The following is a 20,281-nucleotide window of genomic DNA, read 5'->3' as shown; positions in this document are numbered from 1 at the left end:
CCGCTAAGGGAGCACGGCTACTTCTCCGCCGCCAGCTGCACCGCCACGTCGATGATCATGTCCTCCTGCCCGCCCACCAGCGCGAGTTCGCCGCAGCGGCGCAGGATCGCCTGTGCCGGGACGCCGTAGCGCTCCGCCGCGCGCTCGGCGTGCAGCAGGAAGCTCGAGTAGACCCCGGCCCAGCCCTGGACGATCGCGTTGCGGTCCATCTTCGGCCAGCGGTGCAGGTACGGGCGGACCACCTCCTCCGCCGCGTCGAGCAGGCCGCCGACGTCGAGGCCCGTGTCGATGTCCAGGCGGTCGAACACCGCAGCCAGGACCTCCGTCGGCGAGTTGCCCGCGCCCGCGCCGAGGGCGCACAGGGACCCGTCGATGTACCGGACGCCCGCTTCGTAGGCCAGCACCGAGTTCGCCACGCCCAGCGAGAGGTTCTGGTGCCCGTGGTAGCCGACCCACGCCGTGTCGCCGACCTCGGCGACCAGCGCTTCGAACCGGGCGCGGGCCTCGTGCATCAGCAGCGCGCCCGCCGAGTCCGTCACGTACGCCGCCTGGCAGCCCGCGTCCACCATGATCCGGGCCTGCTTCGCCAGGTCCTCCGGCGGCGTCCGGTGCGCCATCATCAGGAACCCGGCCGTTTCCATCCCGAGTTCGCGCGCCAGCCCGAAGTGCTGCGGCGAGACGTCGGCCTCGGTGCAGTGCGTCGCGACCCGGACCATCTCCGCGCCCGCGTCGAACGCGCGCTGCAGGTCCTCCGCCGTGCCGATGCCCGGCACGAGCAGCACGGCGATCTTCGCCTGCTTCGCCTCTTCGCGCGCTGCCGCGATCAGTTTCAGCTCGTCGACGGCGGAGAAGCCGTAGGTGAACGACGAGCCGCCGAGGCCGTCGCCGTGGGTCACCTCGATCACCTCGACGCCCGCGCGATCGAGCGCGCGGACGGTGTCCCGGACCTGCTGCTCGGTGAAGCGGTGGGCCATCGCGTGGCTGCCGTCGCGCAGCGTCGTGTCGACGATCCGGACGTCGTGGCGCAAGCCGGGCCGGGTCACGCGGGCACCTCCTGCTTAGCGTGCGCCATCAGCTCGCCCACCCGGGCGGCCGCGGCGGTCATGATGTCGAGGTTCCCGGCGTACTCGGGCAGGTAGTCGCCGTTGCCGCGGACCTCCAGGAAGATGCCGACGCGCGCGTTGCCGTCCCAGTCCTCGCGGGCGTCGTCGAACTGCGGGTCCGCCCGCAGCGTGTAGCCCGGCACGTACTTGCGGACCTCCTCGACCATCTCGTGGATCGACGCGGTGATTGCCTCCCGGTCGGCGTCGAGCGGGATCGCGCAGAACACCGTGTCCCGCATGATCATCGGCGGCTCGACCGGGTTGAGGATGATGATCGCCTTGCCGCGCCCGGCGCCGCCGATCTCGGCCACCGCCTGCGACGTCGTGCGGGTGAACTCGTCGATGTTCGCCCGCGTTCCCGGGCCCGCGCCCCGCGAAGCGACCGACGCGACGATCTCGGCGTACGGCACCGTCGTGACCCGGGAAACGGCGTGCACCATCGGGATCGTGGCCTGGCCGCCGCAGGTGATCATCGAGACGTTCGGGGCTTCGAGGTGCGCGCCGAGGTTCACCGGCGGGCACACCATCGGGCCGAGGTGCGCCGGAGTCAGGTCGATCGCCTGGATGCCGGCCTCTTCGTAGCGCGGGGCGTTGGCGGCGTGCGCCTTCGCCGACGTCGCTTCGAAGACCAGCTGCGGCAACGGGTCCTGGCGCAGCAGCCAGTCGACGCCCTCGGCCGAGGCCGCGATGCCCTGCGCGCGGGCCCGCTCGAGGCCGTCCGACTCGACCACGCCGACGACATAGCCGACTTCGATCACTTCACTGCGTCGCAGCTTCGCCAGCAAATCGGTGCCGATGTTGCCGGGGCCGACGATCGCCGCCATCACGGGAGCCATGCCCCGACCGTCGCACCACGCCCGTCACCCGGCCCAGGCTTGTGTTCCGACCAGCGGAACGTCGAAACTGGGCCCATGGCCTTCGACGTCGTGGCCGGGGCCGGGTCGCTGCTGAGCGGCACCGGCGTCCGGTTCCCCCACCGCTGGACCTCCGCCGGGGTCAGCGTCGACACCGAGTTCACCGGCGGCCACCTGCTGCACCTCGCCGCGGCCGGGTGCGTCCTCAACGACCTGTACCGCGAGGCCGACCGGCTCGGCATCGAGCTGGCCGGCGTGCGGGTGACGGCCACCGGCGGGTTCGACACGACGACGTGGGCGTCGACCGGCATCACCTACTCGGTCGAGCTGGACTCGGCGGCCACCGCCGAAGAGCTCGACCGGCTGCTCGCGGTGGTCGACGACGTCGCCGAGATCCCGCGGGCCCTGCGGGCTGGACCGCCGGTGCGGCGCGCACCCTGAACCACCACCGCCGCGGCGACGAACCCGGCAGGTTTGCGACGCCTTGGTCGCCAGGTGCCAGTCATGGCCGATTCCCCGCCGGTTTGATCGACTCGCGATCGGGGCAGTTGGCGACAAGAGCACCCGATCGAGGAGGTTTCGATGGCCGAACGGCGTTGGCACTTCATCCCGGAAACCGCTGCGCTGTGCTGGATCTTCCTGGGCGTGGGGGCGGTTTTGCTCGTGTCGAGCATTCTCAGCCTGACCGGCACGGACAGCCGGGCGCCCGTCCTGACGGTGATCGCGGCGGTGGCCGCGGTGGCCCTGATCGGCATGTCCGTGGTCGGCCTGGTCCGCCCGAAACTGCGCGGCCGCTGACCGGCCGGGTCCCGCTGCGGCGGCGGGACCCGACCGGAATCCCTCACAGCTCCTGGTGATCCGCGTGCTCGACCCGGGCCTCCGGCACCGGACGGCCTGCGCTCACCCGGAAGTCGTCGACCCCGTCGAGGACGAACGTCGGCGTGCCCGCCACCTGGTCCGCACGGCTGTGGTGCACGTCGGCGTCGGCGACGTCCCGCAGGACGAACGCCGGGCGGGTGTCGGGCCTGCCGAACCGCACGTCCACGTTGTCCCAGCTGATTCCCCGCGCGTGGCGCACGAAGAAGCCGTAGGCCGGGAGCGTGCCGAACATCGACGGTTCCGGGTACGCGGTCTCCAGCTCCGGCGGGTTCTGCACCGCGTCACCCGGCGTCAGGCCACCGGCCAAGTGGTGACGGATGTTGCTCAGCTTGACGTCTTCGATCGGATGCCCTGGGATCCCGGCGAAGCACGACGGGTAACGCGGGTCCGCGTCGATCGTGGTGACGTCGCTGATGCTCACCCGGCGCAGGAACCCGGCCGGGATTCCGGACGGCCCGCGCAGCCGGGCCCCGAGCCGCAGGAACAGCGGCATCTGGACGTTGCGCATCGTCAGGTTGCTGATCGTGACGTCCTCGAGCCGGCCGCCGTCGACCGTCTCCAGCGCCAGGCCGCGGCAGTGCTCGAAGACCACGTTGGAGATCGCGATGTTGCGGAAGCCGCCGTTGGACTCGGTCCCGAACTTGACCCGGCCGGTGCGCCCGTACGACGACGAGGTCTTGAACGTGCCGGCGACCAGCGTGCCGAGGTCGTAGCCGCTGACGAAGCAGTTGTCGATCGTGACGTTTTCCGTGTCGCGCACCTGGTTCAGCGCGTACGTACTCTTGAGCACGATGGCGTCGTCGTTCGGCGAGTTCACCGTGGTGTTGGCGATCCGCACGTTCTTGCAGCAGTCGATGTTGATGCCGTCGCGGTTGGTGTCGATCACCAGGCCGTCGATGCGGAAGTTGTCGACGCCGGTGGGCAGGATGCCGAAGTGCCCGCCGTTGACGATGGTGATGTCGCGGATCGCGACGTTGCGGCACAGCTTGAGCGCGATCGCCTTGTTCCCGTTGAGCGGTGCAGATTCCGCGCTGCCGCCGGCGACCAGGCCCTTGCCGTCGATCTTGCCGGGCCCTTCGATGGTGACGTTCTCGAGGTTCTCGCCCCAGATCAGGCTGTTGTGCCAGTGGCTGTGCCCGAAGTCCTGGTACGGGTTGCCCGCGCCCGGTTCGGCGGGGTCGTAGCCCTGGCCGCCGGCCGGCGCGGCGGCCAGGATCGTCGCGTTGGCGCCGAGGTACAGCGCGATGTTGCTCTTGAGGTGGATCGAGTAGCTCGCGTACGTCCCGGCCGGGAAGTACACCGTGCCACCGCGGGTGGCGGCCGCGTCGATCGCGCGGTTGATCGCGGCGGTGTCGATCGTGCGGCCGTCGCCCTTCGCGCCGAACTTCGTGACGTCGAAGAAACGGCCCGGCGAGCTCCCGAAATCCTCGGCTTCGGCCGCCGGAGATCCGACCAATGGCAGGGCGGCCCCGGCCGCACCGGCGGCTCCCCAAGCGACGACACGGCGGCGGCTCAACGCTCTTCCCACTCCAGCTCCCTTTCTCGCCACGGCAGAAGCCCAGAACGGTGCTTCCGACGGCGGATCGGGAATGCTTCTTCAGCTAAGAGCAAAAGATCGGATGAGTCAAGCTCGTCCCCGCCCGCGAGCGGGGACGAGCCCGATCTTCAGTCCAGCACTTCGCGGACCGTGCCGGCGGCGACCGTCAGCCGGCCTTCGCGCATGGCGAACCCGAGGCCCGGGCTCATCGCGACCGGCTGGCCCAGCTCCACCGTCAGCTCCGCGGTGTCGCCCGGCCGGACGAGCGGGACGCCCTCGGCGAGGGCGACCACGCCGACGACGTCACTGGTGCGGAAGTGGAACTGCGGGCGGTAGTTCGCCGCGAACGGCGTCCGCCTGCCGCCCTCGGCGGCCGAGAGCACGTGGACGTCCGCGCGGAACCGCCGGTGCGGCCGGACGCTGCCGGGCAGGCAGACCACCTGGCCGCGCCGGACCTCGCCGCGCTTCACCCCGCGCAGCAGCACCGCGGCGTTGTCGCCCGCCTCGGCGCGGTCCATCGGCTTGCCGAACGTCTCGAGCCCGGTGGCCACGCTGGTCACCGCCGGGCCGAGGCCGATCACCTCGACGGCGTCGCCGACCGCGAGGGTGCCCTGCTCCACCGCGCCGGTCACGACGGTGCCGCGGCCGGTGATGGTCAGGACGTTCTCGATCGGCATCAGGAACGGCAGGTCCAGCCGCCGCGGTGGGATCGGCACGTGCTCGTCGACGGCGGCGAGCAGGTCGAGGATCCGCTGCGTCCACTTCGGGTCGCCATCCAGCGCGCGCAGCCCGGAGACCCGGACCACGGGCACGGCGTCGCCGTCGAACCCGTAGCGGGTCAGCAGCTCACGCACCTCGAGTTCGAGCAGGTCGAGCAGCTCCTCGTCGTCGGCGAGGTCGGCCTTGTTGAGCGCGACCACGAGGTGCCCGACCCCGATCCGGCGCGCCAGGACGACGTGCTCGCGGGTCTGCGGCATCGCGCCGTCCTGCGCCGAGACCACGAGCACGGCGCCGTCCAGCTGGGCCGCGCCGGTGATCATGTTCTTGACGTAGTCGGCGTGGCCGGGCATGTCGACGTGGGCGTAGTGCCGGGTCGGCGTCTCGTACTCGACGTGCGCGATGTTGATGGTGATGCCGCGCTCGACCTCCTCCGGCGCGCGGTCGATGCGGTCGAAGGCGACGAAGTCGGCACCGCCCCGCTCGGCGAGCACCTTGGTGATGGCGGCGGTGAGGGTGGTCTTGCCGTGGTCGACGTGCCCCATCGTGCCGATGTTCAGGTGCGGCTTGGTCCGCACGTACTGTTGCTTGGTCATGGGTTTTCCCTGCGCTGGAACGGATGTGCGCGAAACCGGCGGAGCGCATCGACCCTCCCCCGGCGGTTTCGCGCCCAGGGCGGGGGAAATCGGGGAAGGGTCAGCTTCGAGCGCCGGTCAGCCGTGCCGACAGGGCGCTCGGCAGGGACAAGCCTGCGAGCGTCGCGCTGTCGGACACGGGGAACATGCCCAGGAGGGTGTCACGTGCTGCGGCGCGGTGTCACCCGGTTTTCCGGGGCCGCATGATCAACGCGGCAACCGAGTACACGCAAGGGTTTCCCGCGCGGTTCGCGTAGGAATGCGTGACGTCGGCGGGAAAGTAGACCGAATCCCCCGCCGCCAGCACGTACTCCGCCTCGCCGACACCCAGGCACAGCTCACCCGACTCGACGGCGACGAATTCGTGGGAACCCGGGGCGTACGCCGGAAAAGCACCCGCGTCACACCCGGGTGGCAGGGTCGTGCGGACCCACTCGAAGTTGACGCCGGGGACGACCGGCGTCAGCACCGTGCGGTGCCAGCCGCCCGGTTCGGCGATGTGGTCCTGCTCCGCCGCGCGGCGGACGATCACCCGGTCGGTCTCCAGGCCGGCCAGCAACCGGGAGACCGGCAGCCCGAGGCCGTCGGCGATCCGGGACAGCACCACGACCGTCGGCGTCTTCTCGCCGCGCTCGATGGCCGAAAGCATGCTGACGCTCACGTCGGCCTGCCGGGCCAGCGCCGTCAGGGCGAGGCCGCGGCCGGTGCGCAGCTCGTGGAGGTGGCGGCCGAGCGCCACCGGATCGATCATTCCTCTATAATAGCGGCCATGTCCACTATAGCGGAAGCGACCGAGGCCGACGCCGAAGGCATCGCCGCCGTGTTCGCGCCGTACGTCACCGACTCCGTCTTCACGTTCGAGACCACACCGCCGACCCCGGAGCAGTGGCGCACCAAGATCCGCGAGACCACGTGGCCGTTCCTCGTGCTCGCCGATGAAGGCGAAATCCTCGGCTACGCGCTGGCGACGCCGTGGCGGCCGAAGCCGGCGTACCGGTTCTCCGTGGAGACGACGATCTACCTAGCGCACCGGGCCGCCGGCCGGGGTCACGGCCGGCGGCTGCTCGACGCGCTGCTGAAGCGGTGCGGGGAAGCCGGGGCCCGGCAGGCGATCGCGGTCATCGTCGACTCCGGCAACCCGGCGTCACGGCGGCTGCACGCCGCGGCCGGGTTCACCGACGCGGGCGTGCTGCGCCGGGTCGGCTTCAAGCACGACCGCTGGCTCGACACCCTGCTCATGCAGCGCGAGCTGGGCTAACGCGACTTCGCCCGCAGGTGCAGCCGCTCCCCCTGCTTGCCGAACAGGCTGAGGATCTCCGCGGGCCTGCCGTCGACCGCGCCGAACCAGTGCGGGAGGCGCGTGTCGAACTCCGCCGCCTCACCCGGGCCCAGCGTCAGGTCCCGGTCGGCCAGGATCAGGCGCAGCCGGCCCGAGAGCACGTAGAGCCACTCGTACCCCTCGTGGACCTGCGGATCCGGTTCACCCGTCTCCGGTTCCAGGATCATCTTGAACGCCTGGGGCGCGCCCGGCTGGCGGGTCAGCGGCAGCACCGTCATCGCCGCGCCGTTGTGGCGCGGGATGCGGCGGGCGGTGAGCCGGACCCGGGGGTCCCCGACCTCCGGCGCGCCCACCAGCTCGTCGAGCGGCACCTGGTGGGCCTGGGCGATCGGCAGCAGCAGCTCCAGGCTCGGCTTCCGCTGGCCGGATTCGAGGCGGGACAGCGTGCTCTTCGAGATGCCCGTCGCCTCGGACAGGTCGGCCAGCGTGACCCGCCGCTGCGTGCGGACCCGCTTGAGCCGGGGGCCGACCTCGGCGAGGGCCTGGGTGATCGCGTCCGTCATGCCTCCAGGAAACCCGCTTGTCCCGGAAACGGCAACATAAGTTGTCGGATTCGCGAAGCCGGGGTCATGGTGGCGGCATGACCGAAAACAACAGCTTCGACGTCCTGGTGGTGGGTGGCGGCGCCGCGGGCCTCAGCGCCGCCCTGATGCTCGGCCGGGCGCGGCGGCGCGTCGCGGTCGTCGACGCCGGTGCCCCGCGCAACGCGCCGGCGTCGCACATGCACGGCTTCCTCTCCCGCGACGGCCTGCCGCCGTCGGAACTGCTGGGCATCGGCCGCGAAGAGCTCCGCGGCTACGGCGTGGAACTCCTCGAAGACCGCGTCACCCGGCTCGACCACGGCTTCACCGCCCGGCTGGCGAGCGGGCGGGCGCTGACCGCCCGGCGCGTGCTGGTCGCCACCGGCGTCCACGACGACCTGCCGGACCTGCCCGGCCTGCGGGAAAGCTGGGGCACCGACGCGGTGACCTGCCCCTACTGCCACGGCTACGAGGTCCGCGACCAGCCACTCGGCGTCCTCGGCACCGAGCCCGCGAGCGTCGAGCACGCGCTGCTGGTCCGCCAGTGGTCGCCGGACGTCGTCTACTTCCCGCACACCGAGGCACTGTCCGAAGAGGACCGCGAGCGGCTGGACGCGCGGGGCATCCGCGTCGCCGAGGGCGTGGTGACGGCCGTCCGGCGCGAAGGCGGCCATCTCACCGGCGTCGAGCTCGGGGCCCGGTTCGTGCCGCGCACGGCGCTGTTCCTCCGCACCCGGACCGTCCCGCACGACCAGCTGCTGCGCGACCTCGGCCACGTCGAGGGCAACGTCGACGCGTCCGGGAAGACCGGTGTGCCCGGGGTGTGGGCCGCGGGGAACGTCGTCGACGCGCGGGCGACGGTGATCATCGCCGCCGCCCAGGGCGCGGCCGCCGCCGGGGCGCTCAACCACGACCTCGTCACCGAGGACGTCGCACGGGCGGTCGGCGCGCTCGGCGGCTTCTCCCCCGCCGCGGAACGCGCGGCCGCCGGAGCGCGCTAGCCTGCGGCGCCCCGGCGTGCCAGGCTCGGCGAATGCGTCCGACGCTGTACGAATTCGCCGGCGGCGACCCCGCGTTCCGCGCGCTGGCCGCCGCCCACCACGAGCGCTGCCTGGCCGACCCGGAGCTGAACCACCCGTTCTCGAAGCAGGACCAGCACCCGCAGCACGTCGAGCGGCTCGCCTGGTACTGGGCCGAGGTCATGGGCGGGCCGCCGCGGTTCTCGGCCGAGTGCAGCGACCACTCGGCGATGCTGCGGATGCACGCGGGCAACGGTGACATGACCGACCTCGGCCGCCGGTTCGTGCGCTGCTTCGCGCAGGCCGCGGACGACGCCGGCCTGCCGGCCGACCCGGAGTTCCGCGCCGCCCTGAAGTCCTACATGGAGTGGGCGGTGGCCGAGGTGCTCACCTACCCGGGCCCGCCCGCCGGGGTGCCCGCCGGCCTGCTGGTGCCCCGCTGGTCGTGGAACGGGTTGCAGCCGGTGTAACGACCGGGGCGGCCCCCGCGTCTTGCAGGCGACGACCGGCTGTGGAGGTCCGTCGCCAGAGCCGGTCCGGGGCCGGGTTCCCCCCACCCGCCCGGACCGGCTCGTCCACCGCGTCCGATATCCGCGAGTGCCCGGTCACGCGCCGGGCCAGACTGGCCACCATGCTCCTCGACCGGTTCCTCCTCGCTTCCCGGGGTTTCGAACACCACTTGCGCGCGGTGCCACCGGACGGCTGGCACGCCCCGACGCCGTGCTCCGAGTGGGACGTGCGTGCGCTGGTCAACCACATGGCCCGCGGCAACCTCAGCTACGTCGCCCTGCTGCGCGGCGCATCCGGGGAAGAGTTCTTGGCCCGCCGAGACGAAGACGCCCTCGGAGACGATCCCCTCGCCGCGTTCACCAGCTCGGTCCGGGCCTGCGCGGCCGCCTTCACCGAGGAGGGCGCACTGGACCGCGTCGTCGACTACCCGCTCGGCGAGCTCACCGGCCGGCGGGTGCTGGCCGTGCGCACCACGGACAGCACCATCCACACCTGGGACCTCGCCCGCGCGCTCGGCGCGGACGAGACCCTCGACCCCGGCCTGGTCGCGTGGATCGACGAGCACCACGACCGCATCTTCGCGGGGCTCGCCGTGGGCCCGCGGGTCTTCGCCGAACCGCCGCCCGCCGCGCCCGGGGCGTCCCGGCAGGACCGGCTGCTCACGCGGTTCGGCCGCGCTCCGCACCCAGTCGGGCGACCAGTTCGGTGAGCGCGGGCCCGAGCGGCCGGTCGACCCGCACCGCCGCGTAGCGATCCCCGCGGGTTTCGCCGCGGTTGACGATCACCACCGGCTTGCCCGCCTTGGCCGCGTGACGGACGAACCGGAGCCCGGACATCACTGTCAGGGACGAGCCGAGGACCAGCAGCGCCGCGGCGTCGTCGACGAGCCGGTAGCACTGCTCGACCCGCGGCCGCGGCACGTTCTCGCCGAAGAACACCACGTCCGGCTTGAGGACGCCTTCGCACGCCTCGCACGGGACCGGCCGGAACCCGCGGACGACGTCGGCGGGCAGCTCGACGTCGCCGTCCGGGTTGATCCGGGTGGCCGCGCCGGTGAAGCCGGGGTTGGCCGCGCGCAGCCGGCGGTCGAGCTCCGCGCGCGGGCTGGTGCGGCGGCAGTCCAGGCAGATCACGCGGTCCAGGCTGCCGTGCAGCTCGACCGCGTCGGCGGTGCCTGCCGCCTGGTGCAGGCCGTCGACGTTCTGCGTGATGACGCCCCCGACGTACCCGCGCTCGCGCAGGGTGGTCACCGCGCGGTGGCCGTCGTTGGGATCGGCACGGGCGATCGTGCGCCAGCCGAGGTGGCTGCGCGCCCAGTACCGCTGCCGCCCCTCGGCGCTGCCGACGAACTCGTCGTAGGTCATCGGCGTGTGCCGGCGCAGGCTGCCGGTCTCGCCGCGGTAGTCGGGGATGCCGGATTCGGTGGACAGCCCGGCCCCGCTGAGCACGACCACGCGCCCGCGCGCGACGACGTCCGTCAGCTCGTCGAGGCTGGACGTCCGCGGCAGCGGCGCGTCCGGTGATGTCCAGGAGAGGGTCGGGCGGGTCCGCACTAGGCCAGGGTACGTGGGCCGGGAAGGATCTTCTCGAACCAGTGATCGGCGTAGTGCTCGTCGTTGAACGGCGCGACTTCCCGGAACCCGGCGGCGCGGTACAGGCCGATCGCTTCGGCGAGCGCGCGGTTCGTCTCCAGCCGCAGCGTGCGGACGCCGGCGTCGGACGCGGAGGCCTCCAGCTCGCTCAGCAGCCGCCGCCCCAGCCCGAGGCCGCGCGCGGACGGCGCGACCCACATCCGCTTGACCTCGGCGACCGCCGCGCCGGGCAGCTTCAGTGCACCGCACCCGACGGGTTCGCCGTGCAGGGTGGCGACCAGCAGCACCCCGGCCGGTGGCGTCATCTCGGCGTCGGCCGCGGAGGTGCTGAGTGCCGGGTCGAAGCCGTCCTCGAACCGCTCGGCCAGCTCGGCGAAGTAGGCACGCAGGCAGAACCGGGCGTCGGGGTGCCCCGGCGGGCAGGGGGCGACCTCGACCGCCGACGCCGTCAGCAGTCGTTCCACCTCCGCCATCGCGGCGACGAGCCGGGTGCGCTGGCCGCCGGACAGCGGAGCCAGCAGGGTCGCGGCCGCGTCGTCGGAGAGCCGGTCGAGCGTGGCGCGTTCGGCCAGCCCCGCCTCGGTGAGCGACGCGGTCCGGACGCGTGCGTCGTCCGGGCTGGGCCCGACGCGCACCAGCCCGTCGCGCTCCAGGCTTCGCAGCAGGCGGCTGAGGTAGCCGGAGTCCAGGTCGAGCCGTTGCCGCAGGTCACGGACGTCCCGCCCGGTCTCGCCGATCTCCCACAGCACCCGGGCCTGGCCCAGCGGACGCGTGCGGGACAGGAAGGCGTCGTCCAGGGCGCCGATCCGCTGCGTCACCGTCCGGTTGAACCGCCGGACACCGTCGACCAGTTCCCGGTGCATTCTCTGACTATAGTCAGAGAATGCGGTCCGGCCACACCGATTCGGCGTCCACGAACGCCCTCAGCAGCGTGGTCAGCCCGGCATCGCCGCGGCCGTTCAGCTCGTCGGAGGCGATGCGGCGGGCCACCCCGGCCAGGAAGTCGGCGATCTGCACCCGGGCGTCGGTGCGGGAGTCGACGAACCGCACGTCCGCCAGCCGGGGGCCGAGGGTGGCCTTGAGCTGCAGCACCCGCTCGGCCGTCAGGGCCAGCTGCTCGTCGTGCACCAGGGCGACCGGGGTGCCGCCGGCACTCCAGTGGCGGACCGTGTGGCTCACCGCGGGCACCAGCGGGTCGAGGACCGGCACCAGTCCCGGATCACCCGCCAGCCGCGCGCGGTAGGCGGCGACGCGCTCGGCGCCGCCGCGGAACCGGGCGACGATTTCGCCCGCTTCGCCCGGCACGCCGGCCAGCTCGTCGACCAAGGCGAAGAACTCCGGCGGCGACGTCGTCACGCCGCGGCGGGGCTTCAGCCGCACCACGCTGGTGAAGGCGGTCAGGAAGAACTGCCAGCGGGCGGCGCCGAAGGCGGCCGGCCCCGCGCGGTGGAGAGTGCGCGCGAGCGCGCCGGTGTCCGTCCCGGCCAGCAGCGAGACCGCGGCGCGCACGGCGAAGAACGTCTTGTCGGTCAGGTGCACGTGCCCGCGGCCGGCGAGCGGGCCGTCCGCGGCGAGCAGCCACTCGAGCACCGCGCGGTGCTTGGCGCGCAGCAGGTGGTTGGCCTTGTACTCCTCGGCGGGCGAGCCGATGCGAGCGCGGATCTCCGCCACGCACGCGGTCGCCTCCGGCCAGGACATCCGGACGCCGGCGTGGGCGAAGACGTCGGTCTCGCCGCCGAGCAGGTTCTCGCCCTCCGAACCCGACTCGTCGCAGGCGATCTCGACCGGGCGCACCCGCCCGATCGTGCCAGACGAACCGGTGCCGGGCGATCCGTTTCCGGCCCGGAGTCACGGTTGGGCCACGGCGGTTAACGAGCGCGGCGGGTCCGGTGACTCGCGAAGAGCAGGTGTTCCGCGGAGGTGCCGATGACCACGAACGACCGACCGGCCCGGCTCGCGCTGACGGCAGCCGTGGTCGCGCTCCTGCTGGGTGCCTCCGGAGTCCTGGTGCGGCACCACTTCTCCGTGCCGCCGGCCGCGGCTCCCGGCGTCGCCGGGATCGACGTCGTCGCCCCGGCCGGCACCCGCGTCTCGGTGCGGCCGGCACCGGAGCCGGCCGTCACCCCGCCGCTGACCCGCCGGATCGGCGGCGGCGCCGACGTGGGCTTCGACGGCGGCCCGCCGCCACGGGTGCGGATCCCGGTGCCCGCCGCGCCGCCGGCGGGGTTCGCTCCCGTCGTCGTCACGGACAACGGGCTCCGGCTCCTGCCCGCCGCCTACGACGGCGCCACCCGGAGCCTCGTCGCGCAGGTCGCCCGCCCGGGCGGGGTCTGGGGCGGGCTGCTCGACCTCGCCGCACTGGGCCGCGCTCCCGAGCCGGGCCCGCGGCCGGACTGCGCCGGGCGCACCTCGAGTGCCGGCGGGGTGACCGTCGACGCCGGCAAGCCGGATCCGCAGGCGCCGGTGTGGGTGTGCGTGACGGCCGGGAACGGCCGCGCGAGCGTCACGCTGACCTCGAACGCGCGGGTGCCCTACCGGCTCCTCCCGGCGCCGGGCTGGCCGGAACCCGGCACCCGGACCGCGGCGCCCGGGCAGCTGCTCGGCGGGCCGCGGCAGCGCGACCTGCTCTGGCCCGGCGGCGGCGTCACCTACGACGTCCCGTTCGGCCTGCTGCCGTCCACCATCCGCGGCCAGGCCGATCCGGGCCCGGCCCTCGGGACGGCGCTCGCCGCGGCGGCCCACCGCGCGGCCGTGCTGTTCGGCCTGGCCGGCGACACCGGGCCGGCACCCGGCGTGCTGACCTGCGCCGCGGACGCCGGCGCCGCGCGGTACACCCCGGACAAGCCGCCGGCACAGGTCGCCGCCGACGTGTGGACGGCGCTCGAACCCTGCCACCCGGACGGCGGCGCGGTCGTCCGCGCGCTCCTCGCCGCCGGGATCGGCCCGGTGACGAGCGGCGTCACCGGCCCCGCCCCCGCGTTCGAGGTCCCGGTGACCACCAGCCGCGCACCGCGGTTCACGCAGACCGTCGAGTACCGCCCGCGGACCGGCACCGTGACGGCCCGGGTGAACGGCACCTGCGCGACGGTGTCCGCGGTGTCCGGGCGCCACGACGCCTACCGCTGCACGGCCGGCGGCACCACCTACGACCCGTGTTTCGCCGGGCCGGGACCGCAGCCGCAGGTCTGGTGCCCGGCGCCGGCGGCCAAGGCCGTCGTGCTGACCCACTCGGGCCCGCTGCCGTCGCCACCGCAGACCGGCGGGACGGCCGCGCCCTTCCTGCTCGTGCTGGCGGACGGCGTGCAGTGCGCCGCCGTCGCGGCACCGGAAATCCAGTACGCCTGTTCGGACGGGCGGACCGTGCTGCACGGCGAGCCGGACACCTCCGGTCCGATGTGGACGATCGAGGCCCGTACCATCACGAAGGCCTACGCCTGAGCCAGCGTGATCCGGCCGCCCGCGACCGTGATCGCCTTCTTCTCCAGCGGCTCGGCCGCCGGGCCGGTCGCGACCGAGCCGTCGGCGATCCGGAACCGGCTGCCGTGGCACGGGCAGTGGACGGTGCCGTCGGCGACGGCGTCGACCGTGCAGCCCTGGTGGGTGCAGATCGCCGAGAAGGCCGCGAAGGTGCCGGCGGCCGGTTGCGTCACCACCACTTTCCGGTCCGCGAACACCTTGCCGCCGCCGACCGGCACGTCGGCGGCCGCACCGAGTTCGGTGCCCGCGGCTGCCGGGGCGGCCGACGTGCCGTTCGTGCTGCCGCCGTAGGTGCTGCAGCCGGCCACCAGGCCGGCCCCGAAGACCGCGAGGGCGGTGCGGCGCGCCAGCACCGGGTCCACGTCGTCGTTCCGCACTTTCGTCCTCCGCGGGCTAGAAGGTCAGGCCGGACTGCGTCAAGAACCACAACGACGCGCTCAGCCAGAGCCCGACCAGCGCCGTGAAGACCAGGCCGCCGAGCACCGGGAGCGACCAGCCGGGCGCGCCGTCCTTGCGCAGCAGCAGCATCTTCGCCACGAACACACCGTAGAAGAAACACCCGAGCAGGGAGTGCAGCAGGACGCGCACGTCGAACGCCTGGAACCCGAGTGCGTAGAGGCAGTGCATCGCGACCGGGATCGACACGAGGAAGGCCAGCCGTCCCGACCACCGGTGCACCGGGGCGACCCACGCGGGTGCGGCGCCGCCGAGCTTGCCGTACAGCGCCAGTGCCGAGCCGAGCTGGACGAGGGCGAGCAGCACGACGACCGTGGCGAGCCACGCCTTCACCGACTGCGTGCTCGAGAAGCCCGCCAGGTTCACCGCGACCCCGGTCGGCGTGTGCAGGCCGCCGTAGACGCCGAGCGCGACCGAGACGGCGGCGCCGGCCACCAGCGGCACCACGAGCGCCGCCGCGGCGCGGCGGCCCGTCGCCGGGGCGGCCATCAGAAGTCACCGGTCCCGGTCAGGCCGCTGATCGGCTCGGCGGTCACCGGAGCGCCGTCGACGACCGCGGTGGCGGCCACCGGGTCGAGCGCCGGGGCGGCGGTCGAGCCCGCGTCGGTGGTGAGGAGGCCGACCTGGCTGCCGTCGGGCTGCACGATCCAGCCGGCCTTCGCCGCCCGGCCCTTCACCTTCGGCGTCGCCCGGTAGAGGCCCGCGGGTTTCTTCACGACCGGCACGGTGAACCGGTAGGTCTTGCCGGCCGCGGTCACGGTCCCGGTGGCCGACGCGGGGTCGAAGCGGCCCGTCAGAGTCCCGTCCGGAGCGCCCTTCAAGTCCAGTTTGCCGTCGACGGTCACGCCCTGGAGCCACGCTTCGAGCTTCTTGCCGTCGCAGACGTAGGCGATGGCGTGGCCGTCGCGCGTGGACACCGCGATCGACACACCACCGCCGGTCACCCGCCCGGCGTAGTCCGCGCGGGCGGGCGCGGCGGGTCTCGGTGGCTCCGGTGTCGTGGCGGGCGGTGTCGTGGCGGGCGGTGACGTCGTGGGCGGCGCGGTGGTCGCGACGCCGGCGGCGACCGAGGGCACACCGGTCCCGGTGGCCAGGTCGGCGACGGCGATCCCGCCGGCGAGCAGCACCCCGGCGAGCAGCGTGAACAACGGCCCCGGACGTTCCACGGTCTTCCCCGATTCTCAGCAACACGGACCTCGGGCCGGAACGGCTCAACGCTACGCGCGGAAAAGAGGTAATGCTTAGCCCGTGCAACCGGGTGGTTCATGGTTGACTGGCCGCATGCTGCCCTGGGACGGCGAACTCGCCGGACGGCTCGACCGGCACACCGTGACTTCCGCGCTGCTGCGCGGCAATCCGCTCGGCGACCCGCACGAACGCCCGCTGTGGGTGTACGTCCCGCCCGGGTACGACGACGGCGACGAGCGCTACCCGGCGGTCTACGTCATCCAGGGCTACACCGGGCACCTGACGATGTGGGCCAACCGGACACCGTTCCGGCAGCCGTTCGTGGAGACGGCCGACGCGGTCTTCGCCGACGGCGCACCGGGCTGCATCGTCGTGTACGTCGACGCGTGGACCGCTTACGGCGGCTCGCAGTTCGTCGATTCGCCGGGCACCGGCCGGTACCACTCGTACCTGTGCGACGAGATCGTCCCGTGGGTCGACGAGCACTACCGCACGCTCCCCGACCGCGCGTCCCGCGCGATCGCGGGCAAGTCGTCGGGCGGGTTCGGCGCGATGATCACGCCGATGCTGCGCCCGGACCTGTTCGGCGCACTGGCGACCCACGCGGGCGACACGCGGTACGAGCTGTGTTACGTGCCGGACTTCGGCCGGGCGGTCCGCGCGCTGCGCGAGTACGGCCAGGACATCCAGGCGTGGTGGGCGGACTTCCGCAGCCGTCCGGCGTTCACCAGGCCGGAGGACGCGACCCTGCTGACGGTGCTCGGTGTTTCGGCGTGCTTCTCGGCGCGCGAGGACGGGACGCCGGAGCTGCCGTTCGACCCGCTGACCGGGGCGCTGCGGCCGGAGCAGTGGCAGCGCTGGCTGGACTGGGACCCGGTCCGGATGGTGGCCCGCCACGAGGAGGCGGTCCGTTCCCTGCGCGCGGTGTGGATCGACGCGGGAACGAGCGACGAGTACTTCCTGGACATCGGCGCGGAGGCGTTCCGCGCCGAGCTGGCCACGGCGGGCCTCCCGGACGACCGCGTCCACTTCGAGCTGTTCGACGCCGGCCACGGCGGGATCGACTACCGGTACCCGCTTTCGCTGGCCTGGCTGGCGGAACGGCTGGCCCGCTGACGCCGCCTCAGCTGCCCTCGGCCAGCTCGGCGGCGACCTGGTCGCGCTGGGCCAGGTGCCGCGGGTGCACCGGCGCCTCGGCCGGGGCGGTCTTGCCCTGCTGCCGCAGGTACCGCCCGAGGCGGTTGAAGTTCGCCGGGTGGTAGTCGGCCGAAGCGGGATTGGCGTTGAAGCGCACGCGGAACCCCGGCGAGGGTGTCGTCGTCCTCGACGGCCGTCACGCGGGTTTCGTTACAGCCTTCGCTAGGCTCGGGCCCATGGTCACCGAGACCGAACTGGCGCTGCCCGGCGGGCGCACCCTCCACGTCCACGACACCGGTGGCCCCGCGCGGCTGACCGTCTTCTGGCACCACGGCACCCCCAACACCGGTGCCCCGCCCGGGCCGTTGCTGCCGCTCGCCGCGGAGCTCGGCGTGCGGTTCGTGTCCTACGACCGGCCCGGCTACGGCAGCTCGACGCCGGTTCCGGAGCGCACGGTCGGGAACGCCGCCGAGTGCGTCGAAGCCGTCGCCGACGCGCTCGGGATCACCACCTTCGCCCTCATGGGGCACTCCGGCGGCAGCTCCCACGCCCTCGCGTGCGCCGCCCTGCTGCCGGAGCGGGTCGAAGCCGTCGCGAGCTTGGCCGCCGTTGCGCCGTTCGACGCCGAGGGGCTCGACTGGTTCGGGGGCATGGCCGCCGCGAGCGCGGCTTCGCTGCGGGCCGCCTGCGAGGGCCGGGACGCCAAGGAAAAGCACGAAGCCGCCGCCGAGTTCGATCCCGACGTCTTCACCGACGAGGACATGGCCGTACTGCAGGGGTCGTGGTCGTGGCTGGGCGAGGTCGTCCGCGCGGCCCTCGCCGGCGGGCCCGGCGGGCTGATCGACGACGACCTCGCCTACGTCCGGCCGTGGGGCGGCGATCCGGCGTCGATCACCGCGCCCGTCCTCCTCCTGCACGGCGAGCTGGACCGGATGATCCCCGCCACGCACAGCGCGTGGCTCGCCGGGCGGTGCCCGCACGCCGAGTACCGGCCCGTGCCCGGTGCCGGCCACCTGTCCGTGCTGCAGCACGCCGCCACCGCGCTCACCTGGCTCGCCGATCAAGGCAGCAGGGCCACCGAAACGACCACCGGCGCCAGGTAGAGCAGCGGGAACACCAGGTGCGCGTACGACCGCGCGCGGGCCACCGTGATGAGCGCGCCGCCGAAGTACAGCACCAGGCCGATCGCCGCCGCGATGCCGATCGGCGGCCAGTAGAGCCCGGCGAGCAGGCCCGCCGCGCCGGCCGCCTTGGCCGTGCCGAGCAGGTTCCACCACGACTGCGGTACGCCGTACTCGGTGATCGGCTCGACGACCCACTTCGCGCGGGCGAACATCGAGACGGCCGAGAAGCCGACCCATGCGGCGGCGGCGATGGTGACGATCAGGTGCGCGGTGTGCATCAGGACTCCTCGGGTTCGCGGCCCCGGGGCTCGGGGTCCGTCACCCCCTCGACTCCGCTGTCCCGGCCGGTGTGACAGCCCGGCGCGTGACGGCGGTCACTTCCCGAAGTGCGCCACGACCATCTCGGCCAGCGCGGCGACGTCGGTCTCGACCATCGGCTCGCCGGTCATGCCCATCCGGTGCAGCAGCGCGCCGACCACGACGTCGACGAAGAACAGCACCCGCTGCTCCGGTTCGCCGAGCGCGTCCTGCAGGGCCAGCCGGTACGGGTCCTGCAACCGCGAGGACAGCACCACGCGCAGCGCCGGATCGCTGACGGCGTCGCTGAACACGCCGGCGAACGCGTCGCCGACCCCCGGCTCACCGATCTTCGCCGCCGCCCAGCGGACGACCCCGGCCAGCAGCTCCGCCCGGCCGCCGACGGCCAGCGGCGCCGGGCCGAACGCGTCCAGCAGGCAGTCCACGATCAGCTCGCCCTTGGACGGCCAGCGCCGGTAGATCGTCGTCTTCGCGACCCCGGCCGCCGCCGCGATGCGTTCGACGGTGGCCTTGGCGTAGCCGAGTTCGGCGACCGTGTTCAGCGTCGCGGCGAACACCACGTCGTGCAGGCCGGCGCGGGGCCGGCCCGGCGGCCGGGCGGAGGGGGACGAAGCCATGGCGGGAGCCTATCGTTTTTCGCTACCGTAGGTTTCGATACCTGAGGTGTCGAAACTAGGGAGTGACCGTGACCGCCGAACCGATCGTGCAGCGTCCGCCGGAGCCGGACTGGCTCGCGATGACCACCGAGGAACTGCTCGCCTACCGCGAAGCCGAGAACCGCTTCCGCGCGTCCGCCGCCGCGCGGGCCGTCACCGGGGAACCGCACCCGGACGTCGTGATCGAGTGGCGGGAGCTGGCCCTGCCCGGCCGTGACCTGCCGGTCCGGGTCCACCGGCCGGCCGCGCCCGAAGGGGCCCTCCCCCTCGTGGTCCACGTGCACGGCGGTGGGTTCGTCGGCACGGCGGTGCAGAGCGACTGGGTGACCAGCCGGCTCGCCGCACTGCTGCCCGCGGTCGTCGTCTCGGTCGAGCACCGGCTCGTCGCGCCGGACCACCCGCTCTCCGACGCCGTCGACGACGGCTGGGACACGCTCCGGCACCTGGTGCGCGACGCCGGGGCGTGGGGCATCGACCCGGCCCGCGTGGCCGTGTTCGGCGAAAGCTGCGGCGGGCTGATCAGCGCACTGGCCGCGATCCGGGCCCGGGAGGCCGGGCTGCCCTTGCGCGCGCAGGTGCTCGTCAACCCCGCGACCGACGCGACCGACGCGATGTTCGGCCACCCCTCGGTCACCGAGCACGCCGAGACGCCCACGCTGACCGTGCCGGTGCTGCGCCTGTTCCAGCGGCTCGCCGTCCCGCCCGGCACCGACGCCCGCGCGTTGTCCCCGTTGCACGCTTCGTCGGTGAGCGGCTTGGCCCCGGCGCTGGTGGTGGTCCCGACGCACGACCCGCTGGCCGACCACGGCCGCCGCTACACCGAACGCCTGGCCGCGGCGGGCACGCCGGTCCGGCTGTCCGAGTACGCCGGGGCCGGGCACGCGTTCCTCAGCCTGCCGGGGCTGGTCCCCCAGGCCGAGCCCGCGGCGGCGGAGATCACCGGCTTCCTCCGAACTGCGTTCGCCGCGGACCCGGCATGACGGAGGAACCGATCGACGGCACGACCCTCGACGGCGTGGCGGCCACCCGCCTGTGGACGCTGCGCAACCGCGCCGAGGAATCGCGGCATCCGGGCTCGGCGTTCACCTCGGCGCTGGACCGCGCCTGGCTGGAGATTCCCGACCCAGGGCGGGCCGTGTTCATCCTGACCGTCTCCGAAGCCAGCCTGCCGACCTTCGCCAAGCCGGGCTGACCAGAACGCCGGTCGTGGGCGGCGACA

At 73.5% G+C, this 20,281-nt stretch carries 26 protein-coding genes; 11 read left to right on the top strand and 15 right to left on the bottom strand.

Annotation, left to right across the window (positions count from 1 at the left end):
- Positions 1 to 17: 17 nt before the first annotated feature.
- Positions 18 to 1,043 carry a 4-hydroxy-2-oxovalerate aldolase gene (gene dmpG, locus ABZX11_RS34770; RefSeq protein ID WP_354921213.1) on the bottom strand — a complete coding sequence of 342 codons (1,026 nt, stop codon included), beginning with the start codon at positions 1,041 to 1,043 and terminating at the stop codon, positions 18 to 20.
- Positions 1,040 to 1,939, bottom strand: coding sequence for an acetaldehyde dehydrogenase (acetylating) (locus ABZX11_RS34765; protein WP_354921211.1), 900 nt, complete (start codon positions 1,937 to 1,939; stop codon positions 1,040 to 1,042). Before ABZX11_RS34765 ends, dmpG begins: the two co-directional genes overlap by 4 nt.
- Before the next feature lie 75 nt (positions 1,940 to 2,014).
- Between ABZX11_RS34765 and ABZX11_RS34760 the strand changes: the two genes are divergently transcribed.
- Both ABZX11_RS34760 and ABZX11_RS34755 read left to right on the top strand, forming a co-directional pair.
- A complete protein-coding gene (locus ABZX11_RS34760) occupies positions 2,015 to 2,398 on the top strand; it encodes an OsmC family protein (protein WP_354921208.1) in 384 nt (127 codons plus the stop codon).
- Between the two features lie 141 nt (positions 2,399 to 2,539).
- Complete coding sequence (locus tag ABZX11_RS34755; protein ID WP_176170025.1) at positions 2,540 to 2,755, top strand: hypothetical protein; 216 nt, start codon at positions 2,540 to 2,542, stop codon at positions 2,753 to 2,755.
- A gap of 43 nt (positions 2,756 to 2,798) precedes the next feature.
- On the opposite strand, the gene ABZX11_RS34750 is transcribed toward ABZX11_RS34755, so the two are convergent.
- The 3 genes from ABZX11_RS34750 to ABZX11_RS34740 form a co-directional block, all read right to left on the bottom strand.
- On the bottom strand, positions 2,799 to 4,292 hold the full coding sequence (locus ABZX11_RS34750; protein ID WP_354921364.1) for a glycoside hydrolase family 28 protein: 1,494 nt from the start codon (positions 4,290 to 4,292) through the stop codon (positions 2,799 to 2,801).
- 209 nt (positions 4,293 to 4,501) lie between these two features.
- The gene (tuf, locus tag ABZX11_RS34745; RefSeq protein WP_354921205.1) at positions 4,502 to 5,686 is read right to left on the bottom strand and encodes an elongation factor Tu; all 1,185 of its coding nucleotides are present in this window, start codon (positions 5,684 to 5,686) and stop codon (positions 4,502 to 4,504) included.
- Positions 5,687 to 5,906: 220 nt separating this feature from the next.
- Positions 5,907 to 6,476: an XRE family transcriptional regulator gene (locus ABZX11_RS34740; protein WP_176170027.1), complete on the bottom strand. Its 570-nt coding sequence runs from the start codon at positions 6,474 to 6,476 to the stop codon at positions 5,907 to 5,909.
- An 18-nt stretch (positions 6,477 to 6,494) separates the two neighbouring features.
- Here ABZX11_RS34740 and ABZX11_RS34735 point away from each other — a divergent pair, with 18 nt between their 5' ends.
- Entirely contained in the window at positions 6,495 to 6,983 is a 489-nt protein-coding gene (locus tag ABZX11_RS34735) for an N-acetyltransferase family protein (protein WP_354921202.1), read from the top strand.
- Here ABZX11_RS34735 and ABZX11_RS34730 read toward each other — a convergent pair.
- Positions 6,980 to 7,567 (bottom strand): XRE family transcriptional regulator, encoded by a 588-nt coding sequence (locus ABZX11_RS34730; protein WP_176170029.1) that lies wholly within the window; start codon positions 7,565 to 7,567, stop codon positions 6,980 to 6,982. The two genes, ABZX11_RS34735 and ABZX11_RS34730, sit on opposite strands and share 4 nt — an antisense overlap.
- 77 nt (positions 7,568 to 7,644) lie before the next feature.
- Between ABZX11_RS34730 and ABZX11_RS34725 the strand changes: the two genes are divergently transcribed.
- The 3 genes from ABZX11_RS34725 (at position 7,645) to ABZX11_RS34715 (ending at position 9,823) form a co-directional block, all read left to right on the top strand.
- The gene (locus ABZX11_RS34725; RefSeq protein ID WP_354921199.1) at positions 7,645 to 8,586 is read left to right on the top strand and encodes an NAD(P)/FAD-dependent oxidoreductase; all 942 of its coding nucleotides are present in this window, start codon (positions 7,645 to 7,647) and stop codon (positions 8,584 to 8,586) included.
- Positions 8,587 to 8,618: 32 nt separating this feature from the next.
- Complete coding sequence (locus ABZX11_RS34720) at positions 8,619 to 9,074, top strand: group II truncated hemoglobin (protein WP_354921196.1); 456 nt, start codon at positions 8,619 to 8,621, stop codon at positions 9,072 to 9,074.
- Between the two features lie 161 nt (positions 9,075 to 9,235).
- On the top strand, positions 9,236 to 9,823 hold the full coding sequence (locus ABZX11_RS34715; protein ID WP_354921193.1) for a TIGR03086 family metal-binding protein: 588 nt from the start codon (positions 9,236 to 9,238) through the stop codon (positions 9,821 to 9,823).
- On the opposite strand, the gene ABZX11_RS34710 is transcribed toward ABZX11_RS34715, so the two are convergent.
- From ABZX11_RS34710 to ABZX11_RS34700, 3 genes are read right to left on the bottom strand one after another with little or no spacing between them, the layout of a single operon-like run.
- Positions 9,774 to 10,667, bottom strand: a complete 894-nt coding sequence (locus ABZX11_RS34710) for an NAD-dependent protein deacetylase (RefSeq protein ID WP_354921190.1) — start codon at positions 10,665 to 10,667, stop codon at positions 9,774 to 9,776. The genes ABZX11_RS34715 and ABZX11_RS34710 overlap by 50 nt on opposite strands.
- Positions 10,667 to 11,569 carry a MarR family winged helix-turn-helix transcriptional regulator gene (locus ABZX11_RS34705; RefSeq protein ID WP_354921187.1) on the bottom strand — a complete coding sequence of 301 codons (903 nt, stop codon included), beginning with the start codon at positions 11,567 to 11,569 and terminating at the stop codon, positions 10,667 to 10,669. Before ABZX11_RS34705 ends, ABZX11_RS34710 begins: the two co-directional genes overlap by 1 nt.
- Before the next feature lie 13 nt (positions 11,570 to 11,582).
- Entirely contained in the window at positions 11,583 to 12,500 is a 918-nt protein-coding gene (locus ABZX11_RS34700; RefSeq protein WP_354921184.1) for a DUF3800 domain-containing protein, read from the bottom strand.
- Between the two features lie 132 nt (positions 12,501 to 12,632).
- Here ABZX11_RS34700 and ABZX11_RS34695 point away from each other — a divergent pair, with 132 nt between their 5' ends.
- Positions 12,633 to 14,144, top strand: a complete 1,512-nt coding sequence (locus tag ABZX11_RS34695; protein WP_354921181.1) for a hypothetical protein — start codon at positions 12,633 to 12,635, stop codon at positions 14,142 to 14,144.
- Here ABZX11_RS34695 and ABZX11_RS34690 read toward each other — a convergent pair.
- The 3 genes from ABZX11_RS34690 to ABZX11_RS34680 are packed head-to-tail and all read right to left on the bottom strand — an operon-like array spanning position 14,135 to position 15,805.
- Entirely contained in the window at positions 14,135 to 14,560 is a 426-nt protein-coding gene (locus tag ABZX11_RS34690; RefSeq protein ID WP_354921178.1) for a Rieske (2Fe-2S) protein, read from the bottom strand. The genes ABZX11_RS34695 and ABZX11_RS34690 overlap by 10 nt on opposite strands.
- 16 nt (positions 14,561 to 14,576) lie before the next feature.
- Complete coding sequence (locus ABZX11_RS34685) at positions 14,577 to 15,128, bottom strand: DUF6529 family protein (RefSeq protein ID WP_354921175.1); 552 nt, start codon at positions 15,126 to 15,128, stop codon at positions 14,577 to 14,579.
- Positions 15,128 to 15,805 (bottom strand): hypothetical protein, encoded by a 678-nt coding sequence (locus ABZX11_RS34680; RefSeq protein WP_354921172.1) that lies wholly within the window; start codon positions 15,803 to 15,805, stop codon positions 15,128 to 15,130. Before ABZX11_RS34680 ends, ABZX11_RS34685 begins: the two co-directional genes overlap by 1 nt.
- Positions 15,806 to 15,920: 115 nt before the next feature.
- Here ABZX11_RS34680 and ABZX11_RS34675 point away from each other — a divergent pair, with 115 nt between their 5' ends.
- The gene (locus tag ABZX11_RS34675) at positions 15,921 to 16,943 is read left to right on the top strand and encodes an alpha/beta hydrolase-fold protein (RefSeq protein ID WP_354921169.1); all 1,023 of its coding nucleotides are present in this window, start codon (positions 15,921 to 15,923) and stop codon (positions 16,941 to 16,943) included.
- Positions 16,944 to 16,950: 7 nt separating this feature from the next.
- Here the strand turns inward: ABZX11_RS34675 and ABZX11_RS34670 are convergent, their stop codons facing one another.
- Positions 16,951 to 17,121 carry a hypothetical protein gene (locus ABZX11_RS34670; RefSeq protein WP_354921166.1) on the bottom strand — a complete coding sequence of 57 codons (171 nt, stop codon included), beginning with the start codon at positions 17,119 to 17,121 and terminating at the stop codon, positions 16,951 to 16,953.
- Between the two features lie 79 nt (positions 17,122 to 17,200).
- Between ABZX11_RS34670 and ABZX11_RS34665 the strand changes: the two genes are divergently transcribed.
- Positions 17,201 to 18,067 (top strand): alpha/beta fold hydrolase, encoded by an 867-nt coding sequence (locus ABZX11_RS34665; RefSeq protein WP_176170041.1) that lies wholly within the window; start codon positions 17,201 to 17,203, stop codon positions 18,065 to 18,067.
- On the opposite strand, the gene ABZX11_RS34660 is transcribed toward ABZX11_RS34665, so the two are convergent.
- A complete protein-coding gene (locus tag ABZX11_RS34660; RefSeq protein ID WP_176170042.1) occupies positions 18,025 to 18,366 on the bottom strand; it encodes a DoxX family protein in 342 nt (113 codons plus the stop codon). The two genes, ABZX11_RS34665 and ABZX11_RS34660, sit on opposite strands and share 43 nt — an antisense overlap.
- Positions 18,367 to 18,462: 96 nt before the next feature.
- The gene (locus ABZX11_RS34655; RefSeq protein ID WP_354921163.1) at positions 18,463 to 19,023 is read right to left on the bottom strand and encodes a TetR/AcrR family transcriptional regulator; all 561 of its coding nucleotides are present in this window, start codon (positions 19,021 to 19,023) and stop codon (positions 18,463 to 18,465) included.
- 68 nt (positions 19,024 to 19,091) lie between these two features.
- On the opposite strand from ABZX11_RS34655, the gene ABZX11_RS34650 reads away from it, so the two are divergent.
- Both ABZX11_RS34650 and ABZX11_RS34645 read left to right on the top strand, forming a co-directional pair.
- Complete coding sequence (locus ABZX11_RS34650) at positions 19,092 to 20,042, top strand: alpha/beta hydrolase (RefSeq protein ID WP_354921160.1); 951 nt, start codon at positions 19,092 to 19,094, stop codon at positions 20,040 to 20,042.
- Positions 20,039 to 20,254: a hypothetical protein gene (locus ABZX11_RS34645; RefSeq protein WP_354921157.1), complete on the top strand. Its 216-nt coding sequence runs from the start codon at positions 20,039 to 20,041 to the stop codon at positions 20,252 to 20,254. The genes ABZX11_RS34650 and ABZX11_RS34645 overlap by 4 nt, the downstream gene beginning before the upstream one ends.
- Positions 20,255 to 20,281: the final 27 nt, after the last annotated feature.

The organism is Amycolatopsis sp. NPDC004169, from assembly GCF_040610315.1.
In the GTDB taxonomy this organism is placed as follows: Bacteria; Actinomycetota; Actinomycetes; order Mycobacteriales; family Pseudonocardiaceae; genus Amycolatopsis.
Note: the sequence above shows the minus strand (reverse complement) of the source record. Positions and strands in the feature narration are given on the sequence as shown.

Bases quoted from the DNA above. Each gene is read 5' to 3' on its own strand.
- ABZX11_RS34715 (WP_354921193.1), top strand. From the start codon at position 9,236: ATGCTCCTCGACCGGTTCCTCCTCGCTTCCCGGGGTTTCGAACACCAC.
- ABZX11_RS34725 (WP_354921199.1), top strand. From the start codon at position 7,645: ATGACCGAAAACAACAGCTTCGACGTCCTGGTGGTGGGTGGCGGCGCC.
- tuf (WP_354921205.1), bottom strand. From the start codon at position 5,686: ATGACCAAGCAACAGTACGTGCGGACCAAGCCGCACCTGAACATCGGC.
- ABZX11_RS34720 (WP_354921196.1), top strand. From the start codon at position 8,619: ATGCGTCCGACGCTGTACGAATTCGCCGGCGGCGACCCCGCGTTCCGC.
- ABZX11_RS34755 (WP_176170025.1), top strand. From the start codon at position 2,540: ATGGCCGAACGGCGTTGGCACTTCATCCCGGAAACCGCTGCGCTGTGC.
- ABZX11_RS34765 (WP_354921211.1), bottom strand. From the start codon at position 1,939: ATGGCTCCCGTGATGGCGGCGATCGTCGGCCCCGGCAACATCGGCACC.
- ABZX11_RS34760 (WP_354921208.1), top strand. From the start codon at position 2,015: ATGGCCTTCGACGTCGTGGCCGGGGCCGGGTCGCTGCTGAGCGGCACC.
- ABZX11_RS34695 (WP_354921181.1), top strand. From the start codon at position 12,633: ATGACCACGAACGACCGACCGGCCCGGCTCGCGCTGACGGCAGCCGTG.
- ABZX11_RS34685 (WP_354921175.1), bottom strand. From the start codon at position 15,128: ATGGCCGCCCCGGCGACGGGCCGCCGCGCCGCGGCGGCGCTCGTGGTG.
- ABZX11_RS34675 (WP_354921169.1), top strand. From the start codon at position 15,921: ATGCTGCCCTGGGACGGCGAACTCGCCGGACGGCTCGACCGGCACACC.
- ABZX11_RS34645 (WP_354921157.1), top strand. From the start codon at position 20,039: ATGACGGAGGAACCGATCGACGGCACGACCCTCGACGGCGTGGCGGCC.
- ABZX11_RS34665 (WP_176170041.1), top strand. From the start codon at position 17,201: ATGGTCACCGAGACCGAACTGGCGCTGCCCGGCGGGCGCACCCTCCAC.
- ABZX11_RS34740 (WP_176170027.1), bottom strand. From the start codon at position 6,476: ATGATCGATCCGGTGGCGCTCGGCCGCCACCTCCACGAGCTGCGCACC.
- ABZX11_RS34655 (WP_354921163.1), bottom strand. From the start codon at position 19,023: ATGGCTTCGTCCCCCTCCGCCCGGCCGCCGGGCCGGCCCCGCGCCGGC.
- ABZX11_RS34705 (WP_354921187.1), bottom strand. From the start codon at position 11,569: ATGCACCGGGAACTGGTCGACGGTGTCCGGCGGTTCAACCGGACGGTG.
- ABZX11_RS34735 (WP_354921202.1), top strand. From the start codon at position 6,495: ATGTCCACTATAGCGGAAGCGACCGAGGCCGACGCCGAAGGCATCGCC.
- ABZX11_RS34730 (WP_176170029.1), bottom strand. From the start codon at position 7,567: ATGACGGACGCGATCACCCAGGCCCTCGCCGAGGTCGGCCCCCGGCTC.
- ABZX11_RS34660 (WP_176170042.1), bottom strand. From the start codon at position 18,366: ATGCACACCGCGCACCTGATCGTCACCATCGCCGCCGCCGCATGGGTC.